Origin of the sequence: Phyllobacterium pellucidum, assembly GCF_013327855.1 — a bacterium.
Classification (GTDB): Bacteria; Pseudomonadota; Alphaproteobacteria; order Rhizobiales; family Rhizobiaceae; genus Phyllobacterium; species Phyllobacterium pellucidum.
Map to the genome: position 1 here is coordinate 342203 of NZ_JABUMX010000004.1, position 18064 is coordinate 360266.

19 protein-coding genes and 1 pseudogene are annotated in these 18064 nt (G+C 57.1%); 9 read left to right on the forward strand and 11 right to left on the reverse strand.

The window, feature by feature from the left end; translation table 11 throughout:
• The first annotated feature begins 572 nt into the window (after positions 1–572).
• The 4 genes and pseudogenes from HQ945_RS18165 (at position 573) to HQ945_RS18175 (ending at position 2593) form a co-directional block, all read left to right on the forward strand.
• Positions 573–917 carry a GrlR family regulatory protein gene (locus HQ945_RS18165; protein WP_091923065.1) on the forward strand — a complete coding sequence of 115 codons (345 nt, stop codon included), beginning with the start codon at positions 573–575 and terminating at the stop codon, positions 915–917.
• A gap of 240 nt (positions 918–1157) precedes the next feature.
• Positions 1158–1346 carry a hypothetical protein gene (locus tag HQ945_RS22950; RefSeq protein ID WP_113281210.1) on the forward strand — a complete coding sequence of 63 codons (189 nt, stop codon included), beginning with the start codon at positions 1158–1160 and terminating at the stop codon, positions 1344–1346.
• 400 nt (positions 1347–1746) lie between these two features.
• Positions 1747–2272 (forward strand): annotated as a pseudogene (locus tag HQ945_RS18170) (DUF4142 domain-containing protein).
• Between the two features lie 141 nt (positions 2273–2413).
• On the forward strand, positions 2414–2593 hold the full coding sequence (locus tag HQ945_RS18175) for a DUF3606 domain-containing protein (RefSeq protein WP_113281212.1): 180 nt from the start codon (positions 2414–2416) through the stop codon (positions 2591–2593).
• A 925-nt stretch (positions 2594–3518) separates the two neighbouring features.
• Here the strand turns inward: HQ945_RS18175 and alaE are convergent.
• From alaE to HQ945_RS18215, 8 genes are all read right to left on the reverse strand, one after another.
• On the reverse strand, positions 3519–3935 hold the full coding sequence (gene alaE / locus HQ945_RS18180) for an L-alanine exporter AlaE (RefSeq protein WP_174208361.1): 417 nt from the start codon (positions 3933–3935) through the stop codon (positions 3519–3521).
• Between the two features lie 418 nt (positions 3936–4353).
• Positions 4354–4776, reverse strand: a complete 423-nt coding sequence (gene arr, locus HQ945_RS18185; protein ID WP_174208362.1) for an NAD(+)--rifampin ADP-ribosyltransferase — start codon at positions 4774–4776, stop codon at positions 4354–4356.
• A complete protein-coding gene (locus HQ945_RS18190) occupies positions 4773–6968 on the reverse strand; it encodes a xanthine dehydrogenase family protein molybdopterin-binding subunit (protein WP_174208363.1) in 2196 nt (731 codons plus the stop codon). The genes arr and HQ945_RS18190 overlap by 4 nt, the downstream gene beginning before the upstream one ends.
• A gap of 7 nt (positions 6969–6975) precedes the next feature.
• Positions 6976–7995: an FAD binding domain-containing protein gene (locus HQ945_RS18195; protein ID WP_174208364.1), complete on the reverse strand. Its 1020-nt coding sequence runs from the start codon at positions 7993–7995 to the stop codon at positions 6976–6978.
• Positions 7992–8495: a (2Fe-2S)-binding protein gene (locus tag HQ945_RS18200; protein WP_174208365.1), complete on the reverse strand. Its 504-nt coding sequence runs from the start codon at positions 8493–8495 to the stop codon at positions 7992–7994. Before HQ945_RS18200 ends, HQ945_RS18195 begins: the two co-directional genes overlap by 4 nt.
• 205 nt (positions 8496–8700) lie before the next feature.
• Positions 8701–10152, reverse strand: a complete 1452-nt coding sequence (locus tag HQ945_RS18205) for a cryptochrome/photolyase family protein (protein WP_027232010.1) — start codon at positions 10150–10152, stop codon at positions 8701–8703.
• A complete protein-coding gene (locus HQ945_RS18210) occupies positions 10149–10961 on the reverse strand; it encodes a DUF1365 domain-containing protein (RefSeq protein ID WP_174208366.1) in 813 nt (270 codons plus the stop codon). Before HQ945_RS18210 ends, HQ945_RS18205 begins: the two co-directional genes overlap by 4 nt.
• A complete protein-coding gene (locus HQ945_RS18215; protein ID WP_113281220.1) occupies positions 10958–12280 on the reverse strand; it encodes an NAD(P)/FAD-dependent oxidoreductase in 1323 nt (440 codons plus the stop codon). Before HQ945_RS18215 ends, HQ945_RS18210 begins: the two co-directional genes overlap by 4 nt.
• 231 nt (positions 12281–12511) lie before the next feature.
• On the opposite strand from HQ945_RS18215, the gene HQ945_RS18220 reads away from it, so the two are divergent.
• From HQ945_RS18220 to HQ945_RS18230, 3 genes are read left to right on the forward strand one after another with little or no spacing between them, the layout of a single operon-like run.
• Positions 12512–13108 carry a sigma-70 family RNA polymerase sigma factor gene (locus HQ945_RS18220; protein WP_246272711.1) on the forward strand — a complete coding sequence of 199 codons (597 nt, stop codon included), beginning with the start codon at positions 12512–12514 and terminating at the stop codon, positions 13106–13108.
• Positions 13109–13110: 2 nt separating this feature from the next.
• Positions 13111–13758: a ChrR family anti-sigma-E factor gene (locus HQ945_RS18225; RefSeq protein ID WP_174208367.1), complete on the forward strand. Its 648-nt coding sequence runs from the start codon at positions 13111–13113 to the stop codon at positions 13756–13758.
• Positions 13759–13774: 16 nt separating this feature from the next.
• Positions 13775–14707 (forward strand): alpha/beta hydrolase, encoded by a 933-nt coding sequence (locus HQ945_RS18230; RefSeq protein WP_207719717.1) that lies wholly within the window; start codon positions 13775–13777, stop codon positions 14705–14707.
• Here HQ945_RS18230 and HQ945_RS18235 read toward each other — a convergent pair.
• Both HQ945_RS18235 and HQ945_RS18240 read right to left on the reverse strand, forming a co-directional pair.
• A complete protein-coding gene (locus HQ945_RS18235; protein WP_113281223.1) occupies positions 14658–15071 on the reverse strand; it encodes a DUF2177 family protein in 414 nt (137 codons plus the stop codon). The two genes, HQ945_RS18230 and HQ945_RS18235, sit on opposite strands and share 50 nt — an antisense overlap.
• An 88-nt stretch (positions 15072–15159) precedes the next feature.
• Positions 15160–15732 carry a DNA-3-methyladenine glycosylase gene (locus HQ945_RS18240; RefSeq protein ID WP_162737225.1) on the reverse strand — a complete coding sequence of 191 codons (573 nt, stop codon included), beginning with the start codon at positions 15730–15732 and terminating at the stop codon, positions 15160–15162.
• Between the two features lie 201 nt (positions 15733–15933).
• Between HQ945_RS18240 and HQ945_RS18245 the strand changes: the two genes are divergently transcribed.
• Entirely contained in the window at positions 15934–16095 is a 162-nt protein-coding gene (locus tag HQ945_RS18245) for a hypothetical protein (RefSeq protein ID WP_172982671.1), read from the forward strand.
• Positions 16096–16238: 143 nt separating this feature from the next.
• Here HQ945_RS18245 and HQ945_RS18250 read toward each other — a convergent pair whose 3' ends face one another.
• Complete coding sequence (locus tag HQ945_RS18250; protein ID WP_113281224.1) at positions 16239–16973, reverse strand: Crp/Fnr family transcriptional regulator; 735 nt, start codon at positions 16971–16973, stop codon at positions 16239–16241.
• Positions 16974–17467: 494 nt separating this feature from the next.
• On the opposite strand from HQ945_RS18250, the gene HQ945_RS18255 reads away from it, so the two are divergent.
• Entirely contained in the window at positions 17468–17830 is a 363-nt protein-coding gene (locus HQ945_RS18255) for a hypothetical protein (protein ID WP_113281225.1), read from the forward strand.
• Positions 17831–18064 lie beyond the last annotated feature (234 nt).

An 18064-nucleotide genomic window follows, 5' to 3' on the forward strand; every position in this document is an offset into this window, starting at 1 on the left:
GCAATCCGTGACGAATGGGGGAATGGCTCCGGCGATTGTACGGTTCGTTGATAAACAGACGCTTCGGTTTAAATGCGAATAGATTTCGAAGTTAAGGACGGCGCCATTGTCCGCGTACGTCTTATGTTGCGGTCCACGCCGTAGCGATGGATACGATCCGCATCTTGCGTATTTTGCACAGCGGGCACATGTGGCCAGACGAGATCAGTTTTGTTTGTCGCTGTGGTTACCCTGAAGGGCCAGGTGTCGAAGAACAAACACAAGTGCGGCGTCAGCAACAAGGCCCCGCGTCGTGCCAACCAACATTTCATAAGAACTGCCTCCCGTGATAGCCGATTTGTCGGGTAATTAGATTTTACGAATATCGGCGCGCCAGGGGGTTTTGCGGGTACCCGGCTTCTTTGCAATAGAACTGTCAGGCTTTGGCAGAGCAACTGTACGCCGGTCGCTGCAACGTATGCTGCTCATCGCAATCGTTGCCAATCTTCCGCAGATCCATCTAGAAAGTTTCCCAGTACTTACCTTCACCGGTGGTAAGATCGTTTTACAATTTGAACGTTGGAGGAACGCTAATGCCTAACAACTTTCGCGAGGGAATCTATCGTGCCGAGTTTGATACACACTCGATGCAGGGAATTGGCTTGGTGGTTCTTAGAGACGGTCGCGTGTACGGTGGAGACACTTTGATTTATTACGTTGGGACCTACTCGCTTTCTGGAAATTTCATTACTGCCCAAGTTAAGGCCCGCCCATTTAAAGGAATGACCTCTGAAACCATTGCATCCGTATTTGGAGGCGATGAAAACGGGCTTGAACTGGTGGGCGAGATTAGGGGCGATCACATTTCTCTGAGCGGCAAATCTCAGAATTCTCTCGGCAACGACATAGAGATTAAGCTGAACTTTTTGCACGAGTGAAGTTTACCGGCATAGCCGTAAGTATCTGCTTGGCCGCTTTCTCCATTGGCAGCCCATCAACGCTGGCACAAACGATAAATATTACTGCCGAGATGGTTTCAGGCCGCTGGCTATTCTATGCCTTTGCGGCAGTGGGGCTTGTTGTCACATCGTGGCTAGTCCTCATTTTTGGCACCGGGAGGTCACGGAACGAACTTGGAGCCTGTTCGTTGAGCGTGCAAGAGAAACGGAGGACGTGCAATGGGTATCGAGCAAGCCCCTACGGAAAAAGGGAGGAAGGCTGCGCGAGGTTTGAGGAAGAGCGCGGCAGAAAATGAAAAGAAGGTGGAAGCCCAGAAAGGTTCTGACCTAGCCAAGGGCGCGGACCGTTTTGAGGAACGTTCTAAAAGCTCCGACGGGACTAGCGCGGGTACAAAACAGCGGCTCTAAGCTGACGTGACTTGGACGAACTCTCCAATAATACGATTACCATCGCGCATTGGACTAAACCGCCGATGCAAACGACAGTCGAAAAGTCACGTGTACTCATCCATACCTGAACACTATTTTGGACAGTCTTTGGCCGGCAAAGTCACTTGTTGCTGGGCATGGTGTGAATCCCGCCACCTGAATAGCACTGATTTGAGTCTCGCTTCGATGGTACACACCCTGCCGGTAAGGATCGGTCGATAACCTGGTAATCGACCGCATCCGATCAGGAACAAGCCGAGCACTATCATAACGTCAACAGCGACGGGCATTGTCCAATGAAGCGCCCTGGCATCGGCTTGCGCTGTTGGAACAGTGTTCTCTACCCCGCGTTGTTCGCTCAGTGCAAAGGAGAACCCAGATGAACAAGCTTTTAGTTACTGTTGCCTTGTTAATGATGTCAACGCCGACGTTTGCCCAGACGGCGGCTGAAAACCGGCGTCAACTCTCTGATCGGGGTGGCCCCCAAAACGGAAGATTTCGTTATGGAAGCTGCCACCAGTGACATGTTTGAAATCGAGTCCAGTAAGCTCGCCGCGGAACGGGCTGACGATCCTACCAAGGTTTTCGCCAAGCAGATGATCGCGGACCATCAGAAGACGTCGGCGGAGCTGAAGCAGTTGGTTGACAGCGGGAAAGTCAAGGCCTCAATCCCGACGGCAATGACATCAGCGCAGAAAAGCACGCTTGATAAGCTCAACGGTCTGCAAGGTGAGGATTTCACCAAGCAGTACCACTCCGATCAGGTTTCCGCACACAAAGACGCAGTCGACTTATTCAAGCGCTACGGCGAGGGCGGCGATAATCCCGACCTTAAGGCGTGGGCCGCTACGACAGAGCCGGCCTTGGAACATCATCTGATGATGGCCCAGGATCTCGATAAGTAAGCAACAACTGGAACCCAGGAAAGCGCTGCTCGCCATGAGCGGCGCAATCGGGTTAGTGGCCGATCCCCACTTAAGGCGACACGGAACCTAAATCCTTTGCGGCTGTTGAGAAACAACAGCAACAGCCGGGGAGAAACCCAAATGTCAGATGACAAATCCAAGCAGGACAATCGAGACCGCGCCGCAGTATCGGCAAGCGAGGACTACGAGGTGAACTACCTCATGACGAAACATGACATCAGCAGAGACCGAGCCCTTGAGCTGATCAAGAAGCACGCCGGCAGTCGCAAGAAGATCGAGAGCGAACTTGGAGGCCACTGACCCATGGCCGCGTATGATCTGTTGTGGACGACGCTTCCAGTCTTAATCGCCGCCCTTCTCTCCTCCATTCCCGAGATCGGCCCACCTAAAACTGGTCATCGTCATCTTGCTACCGAAGGACGGTAGAATGGAGTATCTGTGGTTTGCGGTGGTGTTTGGCGGCCCGATCGTCCTCGGCGCATCTTCGATACGCACGGGTTAAGAGCAAGGAAACAGCTCAGCTTCCAGAAAGCGGGCAATAAGCGCGTGCCTCAATATCTCCAATGTGTAACGCCGACATCCGGCAACAACTAGTGAGGCAATCTACGCACTTACCAGGACTGATCCTTCTTGAGCACCGAGTTCTCGAAGGCTCGGTTCCTGGGGCGCACCAGCTACTCGCCTTCGAATTGCGACGGTTCCTTTTTTACTGATCTAGCATCAGTTTGAATAGTGATCTGGTCCTGTGTTTGGTCCTTCGAAACACTTGCCGTTGTGATCTCTTTGTCAAGGGAGGCGGTATGTCCGACACACTCGGCCGAAGCGGCCGACACGGTGAGCCCGCAAGCGGCGGCAAATACGAGGATTGTTCTCATCGTTCAACTCCTTGGTCTTGTGGTGCACAGGCAGAGTATCCGCTAATCGAAAGTTCATAAAATCACAGTTTATTGTTGGTATGCATTCAAGATCGCGTCGGCTCGACGCCGTAGCCGTTTCCCCCACGTCAATAAGAGTTGTTATTGCGCATGCAGTGCCGCAGCGTTTTAATGAAGTCAGGCGGAATGCCCGCCACCCCATTGTTCCGCGAACGCCTTTGGTTATAGCAGGTGCCGCCTGTATCATATTTGGAATCTTCGATCTTCTTTGACCACTTGATAAGAACCCCTGTTAGAAACTCCCTCCGAGAAATGTCCAGCAATGACAACGGCTCCGGCAAATCTGTGCCTCAGGCATTCTTGTAAACACCGAACAGTTTCCGGCTCCACTCAAGAAAGAGTCCATAGGGGCGACCCGAGGCCGTCAAAACGATAATGGCTGACCCTACAGCGGTGACAATTTGCATGATAGTCGCCCCGGCGAGCGCCAGGATTGCGCAGTAGATTGGAACTTGAAACGTAACGAATGCGCTGATATCGACCGCCGTCTTTTTAGCTCGGTTGCCTGTCGGCGCATCAAACAGGGCGAACAGCCAATCGCGATAAATCCCGTAAGGTCGGGCAGTGACAACAATAACGGGGATGGCAGCGAGCCGCGCCTGAAATACCTGTGATGGGGTCAGTCCAACGATGAAGAACTCGACCGCTATCCCAGCTACGGTTGAGAACACAATAAGGGCAAACGTATCTGCAAAGAATTGTCTCATTTTAGCTGTCCATATCATCCAACGCCTGTCCCAATAGGACTGGGCCGAGCGATTCGATAAAACGCTGCTCAACTAGTGAGCACGCTACATCCAATTCATTGTTGCCGCGAATGCTTGAGACCTTTGGTTTTACCATTACTGACATACGATGTGCCGGTCGATGGGGATGGTGACTACCGATGACCGGGCGCGCTACTACGACGTTGAGTTGAATGACGACACATTGCGGAAGCGGAAGGTCAGCTCTTCGGCGCGGATCTTGGAATGCAGATTTTGGATCAGATGTGAGAAAAATCGCAGGAAAATCTCGAGGTAGGCGGCGTGCCGGATTTGGCTGTCCAGTTCGGGGTGGAGAGCTGATCATCTCGTTTTAGCTATCCGATCGTTGGATGAGCACACGATGCGTGTCCCTCTCGGATCAGTTGATGATTTCGCCTCGTTGGGCTGAGCGCAGTGCGGTCAGTCGTTCTTTCCATTCCTGTAGTGCTTCGGGCGTCAATCTGTTCCAATGCGTGATTTCGTCGATGACCTTGAGCGGTGCGCTGCTGCGATACGACCGTGTGGGGTTGCCGGGAAATTTCTTGTCGGTCACGTTCGGGTCGTTCTCGAATGCCCCGGTCGGTTCCACGACGTAAACACGCGGGACTGCGCCGCCATTGCTGAGTTCAGCTGCGATCTCCGCGGCAAGTCCGGCACCGTCCACAATGGCAGTGAAGTAGATATGGTTCATCACCACTTCAGGTCGATAGTTCCACCGGTATCCTGCGGTGAGCAAATCACCAACGCGCAAATCCGCAATTGTGCCGTGAAAGAAGGGACCCTCATCCAGCGCTTCGGTCATCGTGATCCGGCGCGTGCCAGACGATCGATGGTAATCGGAAGGTGTCGCATCCTTTCTCCTGTCGCATGGAAGATTGCGTTCGCGATGGCAGGTGCCACGGCGACGACCCCGATTTCGCCGACGCCCTTCACGCCCAGTGGGCTAACCTCGGCATCCGTCTCGTCGACGAACACGACGTCTATGTCATAAACGTCGGCATTGGTAGGGATGTGATAGTCTGCGAAACCGTGTGCCATGCAGCGTCCGAGGTTGTGATCGTAGGCGGCGTCCTCGTGCAACGCCTTCCCAATCCCCATGACAGTTGCGCCGATGATCTGGCTGCGGGCAGTGTTGGGATTAAGAATGCGTCCGGCGGCTACGGCACATACGATGCGGGTGACACGCACCACTGATAGCTCCTCGTCGACACGGACCTCGGCGAACACTGCCGCATGGGTGGCACTGGAGAACTTTTTGCCAAACGGGAAGCTGAACATCGTGGCGGTTGCGCTCAGTTTGCGGCCGCGCTGCAGTTTCAACAAATCGATGAGAGCGGATGCAGAAAGTAGCTCGGCACCCTGCCCGCGCCCCAGAACGCCTGTATGCTTCGCCCGCGACCTGATCGTCGACTTGAGCTTGCGACAAGCGGACTGGACGGCAGCGCCAGACGTTGCTGCCGTCCATGAGCCGCCCTGAATTGGATTAAAGGGCAAGGCTGAATCTCCAAGCCGTATCACAACGCGGTCCATCGTCGTTTCAAGCGTGTCCGCTGCGATTTGACTTAGGATCGTGTAGGTACCGGTGCCGATGTCGGTGATGGATGATGTCACCTCGAACTTCCCGTCGCTCCTGACCATAACTTTTGCCCGCGCGGGCGCGGGTGACATTGCGGCCTCCCAGGCTCCTGTAGCCATGCCCCAACCGATCAGTTCTTTGTCCTCGCGCATCGACCGCGGTGCGCGACTGCGCTTGTGCCAGCCAAAGCGCTCGCTTCCCAGAGCATAGCATTCGCGTAGTGCCTTGCTGCTAAAGGGTCGATTTTCGCTCTGGTCCCGCTCCGTGTAGTTTGTGAGGCGCAGAGCCAGAGGATCCATATCGAGGACGTAAGCCAGTTCGTCCATCGCGGATTCCAGCGCAAACATTCCGGTCGCCGCACCAGGAGCGCGCATGTCACAAGGCGAAACAGTGTCGAGTTTTGCCAGTTCGTAGGTAAGCTTGATGTTGTTGCACCGATAAAGGCTTGCAGAGAATAGTAGCATCGGATCCTGGGCATCCTCAAATTGCGAGGTGGCGGCCACGGCTCGATGCCTGACCGCCTGCAAACGGCCTTGCTCGTCGGCCGCAAGGGATACGGTTTGGACGGCGTTGGCGCGGTATCCGAGCGCAAACATGTGGTCGCGTGGCAGAACCAGTCGGACAGAGCGTTCGAGCGCCTTCGCCGCCATCACCGCCAGAAAGACCGATTGCTGTGGACGTAGACCAAGACCGAACGCACCGCCGACATAGGTGCTAACAACCCGCACTTTGCGTCCGATCAAGCGAAACGCGACCTTGAGGAAGAGCTCTACGCTCTTTGGGCTTTGCGTCTTGTCGTAAACAGTGACGATCTTGCCCCACTTCACCGTCGTTGCAAACAATTCCATGGGATGATGGTTTTCCGGAGACGTGGTGTAGGTCGATTCGATTTTCAGAGGAGCAACTGCGAACGCCAGATCGGCGTCTCCTGTCGGATGAGGGACAGGGGCGACACCGATCCGGCGTTTCCGCGGTTTGAACGCCGTTGATGCAGCGAGGTCGGTGGTATGCTGCTCGGCTTTGTATGTCACCTTTACCAAAGCGGCCGCATCACGCGCAGCTTCGTAATTTTCAGCGATCACCAGCGCGACGGGTTGACCGCTGAAATACACGCGGTCATCGTCTAACGGCACGAATGGCTTTCCTGGCGGACCCGCTGCATCCTTATAAAGAAATGAGACTGGCCAGAACCATGGGCGATTTTTGTGGGACAGAACCTCGACCACGCCCGGAAAACGTCTTGCTGCAGCAAGATCGATCGACAGTATTCGACCTTTCGCGATCGACGCCGTCACCACGTACGCATGCAGGAGATCGGGAATATTGTATTCGGCAGCATATTTGGCCTCGCCCCGAACCTTCTGTGGTCCGTCAACTCGGAGAATGCTCTTGCCCGTGACCGTCTGCTCTTGATCCATCTATCCCTCAATGGACACGCTTGTCGAACTGCGACTGAGGCGTTCGTGATGCGGCCTGTTCAAGCGCTCGAACGACCGTCCGATGGGCAAGGTCTATCTTGAAGTCGTTCTCAGACAATGCCACGGAGCCTGATAGCAGCATCGATGCGAACTGGTCGAAGTTCACACGAGACGCAGGCCTGCCGATCAACAGCGCTTCCGCCGCCGTGTTCCGCCACGGTTTGTGCGCGACGCCGCCCAAGGCGATGTGGGCCAACGAAACCGCGGCTTCGTCGTTGATCGTTAGCAACACTGCGGCCGAGACGATGGCAAAGGCGTAAGACAGGCGATCGCGGATCTTCAAATAGCTGTATCGATGATGCTCGAGTACCGGCGGCAGAAAGATGTCAAGAATGATTTCGTCATCGACAAGCGTCGTGTCTTTCTCAGGCGAGTCGCCCGGCAGTCGGTGAAAGTCAGCCAAGGGAATAGAGCGCACTCCATTGGGGCCTTGAACGATTATTGTCGCTCCGATTGCTGCGAGGGCAACGCACATGTCGGACGGGTGGGTGGCCACGCAAAGTTGGCTCGCACCAAGTATGGCATGGTTGCGGTTTAGCCCTGTCCGAGCCGGACATCCGCTACCCGGCGCTCGTTTGTTGCAAGGAGTCAGCACGTCATAAAAATACGGGCAACGCGTTCTCTGCATGAGGTTGCCCCCGACCGTGGCCGCGTTGCGCAACTGGGCCGACGCGCCGGCGAAGATGGCGCTGGCTAGTAAAGGATAATGTCGCGCGACAAACGGGTGAATGGCAACCTCGGAATTTGTCACGAGCGCGCCAACGCGCAATCCTCCATCGGCGGTTTCATTTATCTCACGCAGCGGCAAGTCGTTGATGTCGATAATGGTCGTCGGGGTCGATACGTCGTACTTCATCAAATCAATGAGGTTGGTGCCTCCGGCCAACAGTTTTGCGTCTGCATGGACGGAGAGACTTTCGATCGCCTGATCGATCGACGCGGCTCGGACATATGTGAACCGCTTCATGGCAACGAGTTCGCGTCGGGTGCCGCTGCCAAGACTTCTTCGATCGCGTCCACGATCCCGATATAGGCGCCACAGCGACAGAGATTACCACTCATGCCTTCGCGTATCTCGTCCCGCGTCTTGGCGATACCTTCCGAAATCAATCCGATGGCCGAGCAGATTTGCCCGGGTGTACAGTATCCGCATTGGAGAGCGTCATGTTTCACGAACGCCGCCTGCAGGGGATGAAGCTGGTCGGGAGTTCCAATGCCTTCGATTGTTGTCACTACGGAGCCGCTGCGGCTAACGGCGAGCACCAGGCAACTGTTGATCCGAATACCGTTAATGAGGACGGTACACGCACCACATTGGCCATGATCGCACCCCTTCTTGGTGCCCGTAAGATCAAACTCTTCCCGTAGCAGATCAAGCAGCGTCACCCACGGCTCGATAGTCGCCATTCGTATGACGCCGTTGATGGTATAGGCCACATGATGTGCTGTGTTTGGTGCGGCATCCATGATGTCACCGAAGCCCCCATGCCCTTGATTTTCGCTTTCTGTGCAAACACTAGGCGCGGACTAACCCCGTGACAAGTTCGATCCACACAAGCAGGCTGTGGCCAAGGGCAACGAGAACAGAGTGAAGACCCTCCACGCAGCGATACGTCTTGGGACACACTTGTATCCTGTCTGGTAGACCCGTCCCACGCCACCACCAGAATCGTTACCTCATCGCTGCGGAATAGGCATCCAGTGCTCGGCGGCGGGAGGCTTGATGATCAACGATGGGCCACGGATAAGTCTCGCCGAGACTGACATTCGCCTCTCTCAGAACGGCTTCGGGCGCATTCCACGGCTGATGCACAAATTTTGCAGGGAGCGTCTTCAGCTCCGGTACGAATTTTCGAACATAGTCCCCCTTCGGATCGAATTTCTCACCCTGAAGGACGGGATTGAAGATGCGGAAATAGGGAGCGGCGTCGGCGCCGGACCCAGCCACCCATTGCCAGCTCGCAGAATTGTTGGCGGGATCCGCATCGACGAGCGTATCCCAGAACCATGCTTCGCCCTCGCGCCAGTCAACGAGCAGGTGCTTGATGAGGAAGGAAGCGACGACCATTCGCACCCGGTTGTGCATCCATCCCGTCTGCCAAAGCTGGCGCATGCCGGCATCGACGATGGGGTAGCCGGTCAGCCCGCGCTTCCAGGCGGTGAACTGGCCCCCGGCATCGCCCGCCCATGCGAAATTGTCGAAGGCCGGCTTGAAGTTTTCCGAATGCAGCTTCGGATTGTGGAAAAGCAGATGCCAGGAGAATTCCCGCCAGCCTACCTCTGCGCGGAACTTTTCCGCGCCGGATCGATGGTCGAGCCCTTCGGGCGCCCTTAAGGCATGCCATATCTGGAAGGGTGTTATCTCGCCATGGGCAAGATGCGGCGACAATCGCGATGTCGCCTCCATGTCAGGACGATTGCGCTTGGCTACGTAGCGGTCGATCGACCCGTCGAGGAAGTCCGCAAGCCGCTCATGGGCTCCTTCTTCACCAGGTGTCCAGTCTCTGAAAAAGCCATTGGCCCAGTCGGGCTCATGGGGCAGAAGCGCCCAGTCGTCGAGACTGTCCGTCGTTACCGGGTGCGGCCAGGCCAATAGTTCTCGCGGCGCAGCCAGTGGGTCGCGGGGCTCGGGCTGGGCATTCAGCGCGCGCCAGAACGGGGAATAAACGCGGTAATACCCACCGGAGCCTGTCTTCAGCGCATATGGCTCGTGCAACAGATGGCCCTCGAAGCTCTCGGCCGCGATTCCCCGGCTTGATAATCCGGCCTTGAGTGCCGTATCAATGGCAACGCCGGGTCGATCGTAACGACGGTTCCACAGCACGGCATCGGCTCCGGTGTCATCCAGTACTTCGTCGACAATCGCCGCAGTGTTTCCCCGCCGCAGAATGAGCCGGCCGCCCAGTTTTTCGAGCGAAGCGCCCAGCGCTTTCAGTGAATGGTGCAGCCACCACTTCCGCGCGCCGCCGATTGGCCGCGAATCCTCATTCGTCTCATCCGAAAGGAAAATCGGGATAACCGGTTTGCCGGAGCCGGCGGCAGCCAGCAGCGCGCGGTTATCGCGGATACGTAGGTCGTGACGAAAGAGCACGATCGCCGGCTTATCAGTGTTGTCGTCAGTCATTCTGCCCGGGTCGATCGCGCTATGATGGTTTTGGTCTGAACGGGTGTCTGCGGCCGAGGCTTGAGGCCGACGCCCTTCAACCATATCCGCAGCGCTTCCCAATGTATGCCGGCAATGACTTTAAGGGTCAGCAGGGGATAGGCGAAACACAATTTCGCTAGTTGCCAGTCGCTGAATTCCTTCCGCCTGCCGGCAAAAGCGGTGGCGATGATCAGGCCCTCGCGGTCGCTGGCATTGATCACGATCGAGGCGGCGTCATCGGGAATCTTGATGGTGAAATCATAGCCCAGCGCCATCTCCATGAAGGGCGAGACATAAAACGCCTTGGCACATTCCTGATGCAATAGTCCGGCGCTGCCGGTGTCTTTGTCGAGAGGGAAGACATAGCTGTGACGCTGGCCAAACGTGTTATCCACCTCATAGATCAATGCGGCCAAGGCGCCAGCGCGATCATGGCAGAAATAAACGCTGAGCGGATTGAACACATAGCCGAGGATACGCGGCATTGACATCAGGCGGATTGCGCCGCCATCGAGCTCTGCTCCCGCCGCGCGAAGATGATCCTCGACGTAGCTTCGCAGCGGCGAGCCGTCCTTGGCGACCTCGGACTTGCTGCCATGATCGCGGTCGAAGAAGCTGAAGAGATTGAAATGGTTGCGCGAAAACAGCCAGTGCTCCCGGGCGATCCGGTCAATCTCATCAATGTCGAACAGCATGTAAAACATGCGGTAGCGCAGGAAGTGCTGCCGGGGCCGCAATCGCTTGTGCGTCACCTTGCCCGCATAGATTGCCGAGGAGAATGCGCTCATGCCGCAACCTCTACCGGATCAGCCAATGGCTGGCGATGGATGCGCGCCGATTCATCGGCAACGGTCCAAGGACGGCGTAAGCCACCCAAATCTTCGGCAACGGCAAGGCCTGCCTGGAGCCCGTCTTCATGGAAGCCCGCGCCGAAATAAGCGCCGCAGAACCAGGTATTGCGAGCCCCTTGCAACTGCCAGAGCTGGCGCTGCGCCTGCATGGCCTCACTGTCGAAGAGTGGATGCGTATAGGTCTGGGTATGCAGCACCTTGCACGGGTTCGGCGCATGGCGAGGATTGAGGGTAACGAAGAACTGGCGATCGGTTTCGAGGGGCTGAAGCCTGTTCATCCAATAGCTGACGCAGAGTTGACTGGGCGGCTGCATCTCCTTGCGTTCGCCAAGGTAGTTCCAGCTCGACCAGACCGAACGCCGCTTCGGCATGAGCGTTTCATCCTCGTGCAGCACCGCGCGATTGACCGAGTAGCGAAAGGCGGAGAGCAGTCTTTTCTCGGGTGCCGACGGGTCGGCGAGCAGGGCAAGCGTCTCGTCGGCGTGACCCGCCATCACGACATGATCGAATATGGCGGTCGCTCCGTGGATATCTGAGACGGCGACATGATCGCCGGCTCGCCGGACAGACGCGGCGGCGCAGCCGGTGCGGACGCGGTTTCTGTAATTCGCCGTCAGGCGCTCAACGTAGTTTCGGCTTCCGCCCTTGACCGTGCGCCAGACGGGCCGGTTGGCAAGCTTGAGCAATCCATGATTGTCGCAGAAGCGGATGAAGGCTTCGGCCGGATAGTCGAGAAGACTGGCAGCCGGCGCCGACCAGATGGCCGATGCCATCGGCAACAGGTGATCGTCACGGAACGCGCGGCCGTAACCTTCGCGTTCGAGGAAATCGCCAAGCGCAATGAGGCCAAGCTTGCCCGCATGGGCTGGCGTTTCGCGATAAAAGCGCAAGAGGTCGCGCAGCATGAGCCAAAACCGCGGATTGACGAGGTTGCGTTGCTGGGCAAAAAGGCCGCTGAAGCCCGTTCCGGAATATTCGAGCCTGCCGCTATCGAGCGAGACGGCAAATGACATTTCCGACGCCGCGGTTTCAACGCCGAGCAAGGCAAACAGCGCGGTCAGGTTGGGATAGGTCTGTTCATTGTAGACGATAAAGCCGGTATCGACAGCCACACCACCCTCACCGGGTACAATCACAGTATTGCTGTGCCCGCCAATGCGCGTTTCGCGTTCGTAGACGGTGATTTCGTGTTTCTGCGAAAGAAGCCATGCGGCCGACATGCCGGATATACCGGACCCTATGACTGCAATTTTCAACCCTGTTCTCCCGAAGTCATCCTGCAAACACCGACAGCCAAGGGAAATCAGACGTTGTCTCCCTGTGCTGCAATCAATACGTTGCAGATACGGGAATGGATCATTGACAGTTTCGCTGGTCCCGAAGCGATGATCCGATCGCGGTGGGCCTGCGTATAGAGCGGTATGAATGACGTCGGTACGTTTGGCTTTTACAATTTCGAGACTCTCTGGCGGAGGCAACTTCGAGCAATGTCGGCGCGTCGGGCTAAAGGCGCGCCTGCCGGCGGGTGCGCCGTCGTGACGGAAAAGGCGGAGCAGTCGGCGCGGCTCGTGGCCATAGCGCAGCAGGCCGACAAGGCGGCATTCGCAGAACTCTTCGGCTACTTTGCACCACGCCTGAAAGGTTTTTTCATGCGCGGTGGAATGGCCGCCGGACAGGCGGAGGAACTTGCACAGGAAACCATGCTGATGGTCTGGCGCAAGGCGGCGCTATACGATCCGGCGAAGGCCTCCGTTTCGACCTGGATATTCACTATCGCACGCAATTTGCGCGTGGATTCAGTACGCCGTGAGCGCTATCCGGCGCAGCATCTGCTTGAAGATCCGGCGCCCGAACTTCCAGCCTCCCCCTCCGACGAGGTGCTGAGAACCGAGAGCGAACACCGGGTCCGCAATGCGATCGATTTGCTCTCGGCGGACCAGCTGAACGTCATACGTCTGCATTACTTCGATGACAAACCCCACAGTGAAATCGCCAAAGTGCTGGGTTTGCCGCTCGGTACGGTGAAATCTCGCTTGCGGCTGGCCATGCAGCGCTTGCGCGCCCTTTTGGGTGAGGAACAGTAACGATGTCCCACCGTCCATCCGACGACCTTTTGATGGCCTATGCCGCCGGAACCCTGGCGCCCGGTCCGGCGCTCGTGGTCGCGGCACACCTGACGATGTGTCCGGAAAGCGCAGAGCGCGTCCGCGCTTTCGAAATCTTTGGCGGGATCGCGCTTGAGGACGCGTCCGAAAGTGCTCTTTCGCCCGACGCATTGGAGAAGACGCTTGCGCGGATCGATTCAGTCCCGCCTGCCAAGGTGGCGGAACGGGGCAAATGGCTCGCTGAGTTGTCAGAGGGGATGCGCCTGCCACAGCCGCTTGAACATTACGATATCGGCAAGTGGAAATTCCTTGCGCCCGGCGTACGCTGGAGCTCGATCGGCCGCGGTGGCTCCGCCCGCAACCGCCCCATGCTGCTGCGCTCGAAACCGGGCATGGTGCTGCCCGAACATTCCCATGCGGGTACCGAATACACGCTCATTCTCAAGGGTTCGCTGCATGATGCGGACGGCGACTACCACGTCGGCGATCTGATCGTTGCCGATGCCAGTCTCGAGCACGAGCCAGCAGCGGGTCCTGATGAGGAATGCATTTGTCTCGCCGTGGTCGATGGCCGCTTGCGGATGAGGAGCCTCGTTGGCCGGCTTGTCCAACCCCTCATGGGGTTTTGAGCACTTGAGCCCCTTTTTGGCAATCGCGGCGGTCGGTGGTGCGGCCATGGTCCTGACGGCGTGCTCGCCGGGAACAATCTTGAACATCGCCACCACTTCCAATGGTGCTCGAGTCGAGCAGGACGTCGCTTATGGCGAAGGGCCGAGACGCACGCTTGATGTTTACGCGCCGGCCGGTGCGCATGCCGCCCCGGTGGCCGTCTTCTTCTACGGCGGCAGCTGGCAGAACGGCGACAAGAAAACCTATCAGTTCGTGGGATCGGCTTTAGCCGCCAAGGGGATCGTTACGGTGATACCCGATTACCGGCTTTATCCGCAGGTTCATTATGAAGGCTTTCTTGACGACGGCGCCAAGGCCGTGCGCTGGGCCAGGGATCATGCACGCCAATACGGTGGCGATCCGGCAAAGCTGTTCGTCGTCGGCCACTCCGCCGGCGCTTACATTGCCGCGATGCTCGCACTCGACAAGACGTGGCTCGGGAGGGAGGGCATGACGCCGAACAGGGACCTCAGGGGTTTTGTCGGTATTGCCGGACCCTATGATTTCCTGCCATCGCAGGACGAAAAGATAGCGGCCATATTCAGCACCGCCAAAACGACGGCGCAGGCCGAACCCGTGACGTTTGCGGGACGCCACGAGCCGCCTACGCTGCTCCTGCACGGCAAAAGCGACACGACGGTCTTTCCGCGAAACAGCACGCGGCTTGCCGAGAAGTTGAGCGCTGGCGGAAATACCGTTGATATAAAGCTCTACCCGGGCGTTGGACACCTCGCCATCATCGGCGCGATGGGGTCGCCAATGCGCTTCGTCGCTCCTACTTTGGACGATACGGCGAATTTCGTCCGCGCGCATTCCAACCGCAAGTACACCGATGTCTCGTGGCAAGTAAGTGATGCGGTTAGCTTAGCCTCGCCAGCAGCCAGTTCGTCGCCAGAAAGCTCAAGGTAGCCGACAAACCGGAAGCAAAAGTGCCCCAGGCAATATCCACCACCGTAAGGGCGGTCGACCATTGTTTCAAAGTCGCCTGGCTGGTCAGATCATAGGTGGCATAGGCAAAAAAGCCGAAAAGTGCGCCATAAATCAGCGCGGTGTGCCATCGGCCGGTCTCCATGGCAGGGCTCAAGGCGAAGATCACGACGCCGACCGCGTAGATCAGATAGAACAGGATGGCCGGTGCGTAATTCACATCCGACGCCACTATGTCCGGGATGCGGGCGCGGTAAAAGCTCGTCGCCATCGTGCCGAGCCACAACATGTCGAGCGCAAGGAAAATTACTGCGGTAACGAAGTATGCCAGTCCGTATTTGAGCATGTTTTGATCCCTGTTTGCTAGGTATACGCTGCCAGCGCCTCGGCGGATCTTCGATGGAATCGCGGGCCAAATATTGCCGCGGCCATGGCTATTTCAGGGGAAACTTTCTGCTGAGAAAGGGCGAAGCGCGGGCGCCGAAACGCCACGGCGTTTCGACGGCCTTGGTCAGACCGATCCGTGGTCCTATGCTGATCTCGAAGGCATCCTTTACCGCCTCCAGCAAAAAAGGCGGCTCAAACAGAGATTTGCCGTCATACGACTTGTCAACAGCAAGCGCCTGGGCAAGTTTTCCCGGTCCCGAGCACAATAGTCTAATGTCATCGACGGCGCGGCGGCGCTGCATGATCTCGATGTTGCGAACAGGTTCAATTGCCCGGATGAGCACTGCCGACGCCTCGAGACACACAAAATTCAGACACCAGTGGATACCATAAGACCGGTAGACGTAGGCGCGACCTGCTGGACCGAACATCGTCCGGTTCGCGATCCCGGGGCCGCGATAACTGTGCGACGCAGGATCGTTTGGGGCGTAGGCTTCGGTTTCGATGATCGGTCCGCCCACCCCGTCGACAAACAGAGAAACGCCAATGAGGGCGCGGGCAACCTCCTCCGAACTTCGTTGGAAAAAGCTCTCGTCGAGCATGGTGGTGATTTCTTCCATCGCGTCAAATTGTTCCTTTCCGAACCCACTCTTAGCAAAGTCACGAACACGTTCTTGACACTGCGAAACTGGCCCATTCGCTACCGCACATACAAGCGCTGTGTCCGCTACCGTACAGTTCCGATCTGCATTCAATTAGCAGGAACATTCGTCAACGAGCCGGATTGATTGAATGCGGGGTTAACAAAACGGAGAAGACAAATGCCTAATAGTCAAAAGAGCGGAAGTTCACAGAGCGGCAAGGGCACGTCCAAGCAGCAGGAACAGGGACAAGGTTCACGCGGCTCCCAGCAGGGATCCGGTTCCTCCAAGAGCGGTGAACAACAGGGCAAAGCTGGCGAGCAGAGCCACAAGAATAAATAGTCGTCCGGTAACCGATGCAGTTAATGAAAGCGGCTGGGAAAATTCCCGGCCGTTTTTATATACCCACAAGTCCGCTTCACCCCGTTCCCTGCCGGCTTCGCATTCCCGTTCAGGGTCGGCTGTTTACGGTGGAAATCGTCGGGTCAGACCGAGCGGGAAAGCGGCTTGCCGCGCCAGCCCGTCAATCTTTCGGCTTCCCGCTCGGCAAGACCGTAGGCACCATCGGCTATCGCTGAGAGGCCATGGCGGTCGCGGATGACAATTTCCGAGCGTCTCGAGATCACGAGATGTTCGCCTTCAAGAATATGCAGCGCATCGGTGACACTGGGGCGCCTGACGCCAAGCATCGTTGCAAGGAATTCATGAGTCACACCGAGATAGTCGCCTGAGATCCGGTCGTGCATCATGAGCAGCCAGCGTGCGAGACGTGCCTCGATCGTCGACCGGCCATTGGCAAGCGCGGTCGATCCGGTCTGGATAGAGAAGGAGCGTGCATATTTCAGGAACAATCGCATCAGGTCGCTGTTGCCCTCGATAGCTCTGCGAAATCGGTCCGCAGCGATCCTGTTGCCTTTTCCCGCCACTTGAACAATGGTGCGGTAAGGGCTCAGTTCGTCGCCCATCACTGCGCCGACATGTGACATCCCGTCTGCGCCGAACAGTCCGATCTCGATATCGCGGCCATCGGACAGGGAAGTGATCACCGATCCAATGCCACTTTCTGGAAAATAGATATGCGGGATCGTCCGGTTCGGCTCGTTGAGGAGCATGCCGAGCGGGAGGTCGACCGTTTCGAGATGGGCAAACAGTTCGTCGCCCTTGCAAGCCCTGCTCATTGCAAGGAGATGGTTGGCGAAGGTGCCGGCTGCCAAACTCATCACGTGCTCCTGTCTCTATCGGAATTGGCCTGCGAAAGCATTGCGAACAACGTCCGAAAACGTACAGACTCTGCCATCTGTTGCAGGAACGCGATAAAATTTTGGACGAGTATGGAAGGGAGAAACGAGCTGCTGACGGCATCTCATGCAACCCGCTTTCAGTCGCGCTTCAAACCGTTGAGACATATCCTGCAAATATCGGCGATCAAGAGCGCCAGGAGAAGCACGCACCCCGCGCGGAAAAGCGTCTTTGCTCATTTGCTGCGCAGCAAATTCGGTACGATTGCGGACCAAGCCGGAACCAGCATTTTTCGCGGGCGTTCTTTGTGCGCTGATTTTCCAGGTCAGCGCGCCCTGGCTCAGCGGTTACGCCGAGCTTTTTGGGCCATAACTGGCGGTGAGCGAAAGTTCACCGCCCTTTTGCGACCAACGCAACTGGAACAATAACGCGATAGCCCGGTTTACCGATATTGAACCTATAGGGAGGAAATCACATGAAAGCGCTTGCACCGATCATCGCCGCTGCCGCACTGGCTTTTGCCCCCGGTATCGCATTTGCCGCATGCCCCACGACAACGGGATCGATAAATTCCGATGCAAAGCCGGGCATCGCCCAGGATGGCACGCACGTTCCCTTGGAAAATTCGGGCAACAGCACGATACAAAAGGGTGCGGCCAGTACGGGTACAACAACCAATAATACCCCCCAGACCGCTCAGAAGGACGGCCAAACCATGCCACTCGCCGGCACGGAAGGCGCAGGTGACAAGAATTTAGCCACCTCAGCGCAGGACGTGCAGGCGCAGCAGAAGGGCGAGCCCACCGCTATGGCCAAGGCCGAGGACTGCAAGAACTAGTTTCTAACGAACGGCTGGCTTAAGCCGTTCCTGGAGTTCAACCATGAAGATAGCCGGCGCGTTGTTTGTTTGCCTTGGCATACTGTACGCAGTGTGGGTGGCAATCAGTTCGCGCCGGCTCAGCTCTCCGCCCAGGCATCCCGACAATCAAAATGCACCAACACTGGAACCAAGACGGCAAGGCCTCGGATTCCTCGGCGCGGGTCGCAACTGGCCCGCCTTGGCGCTGATCGC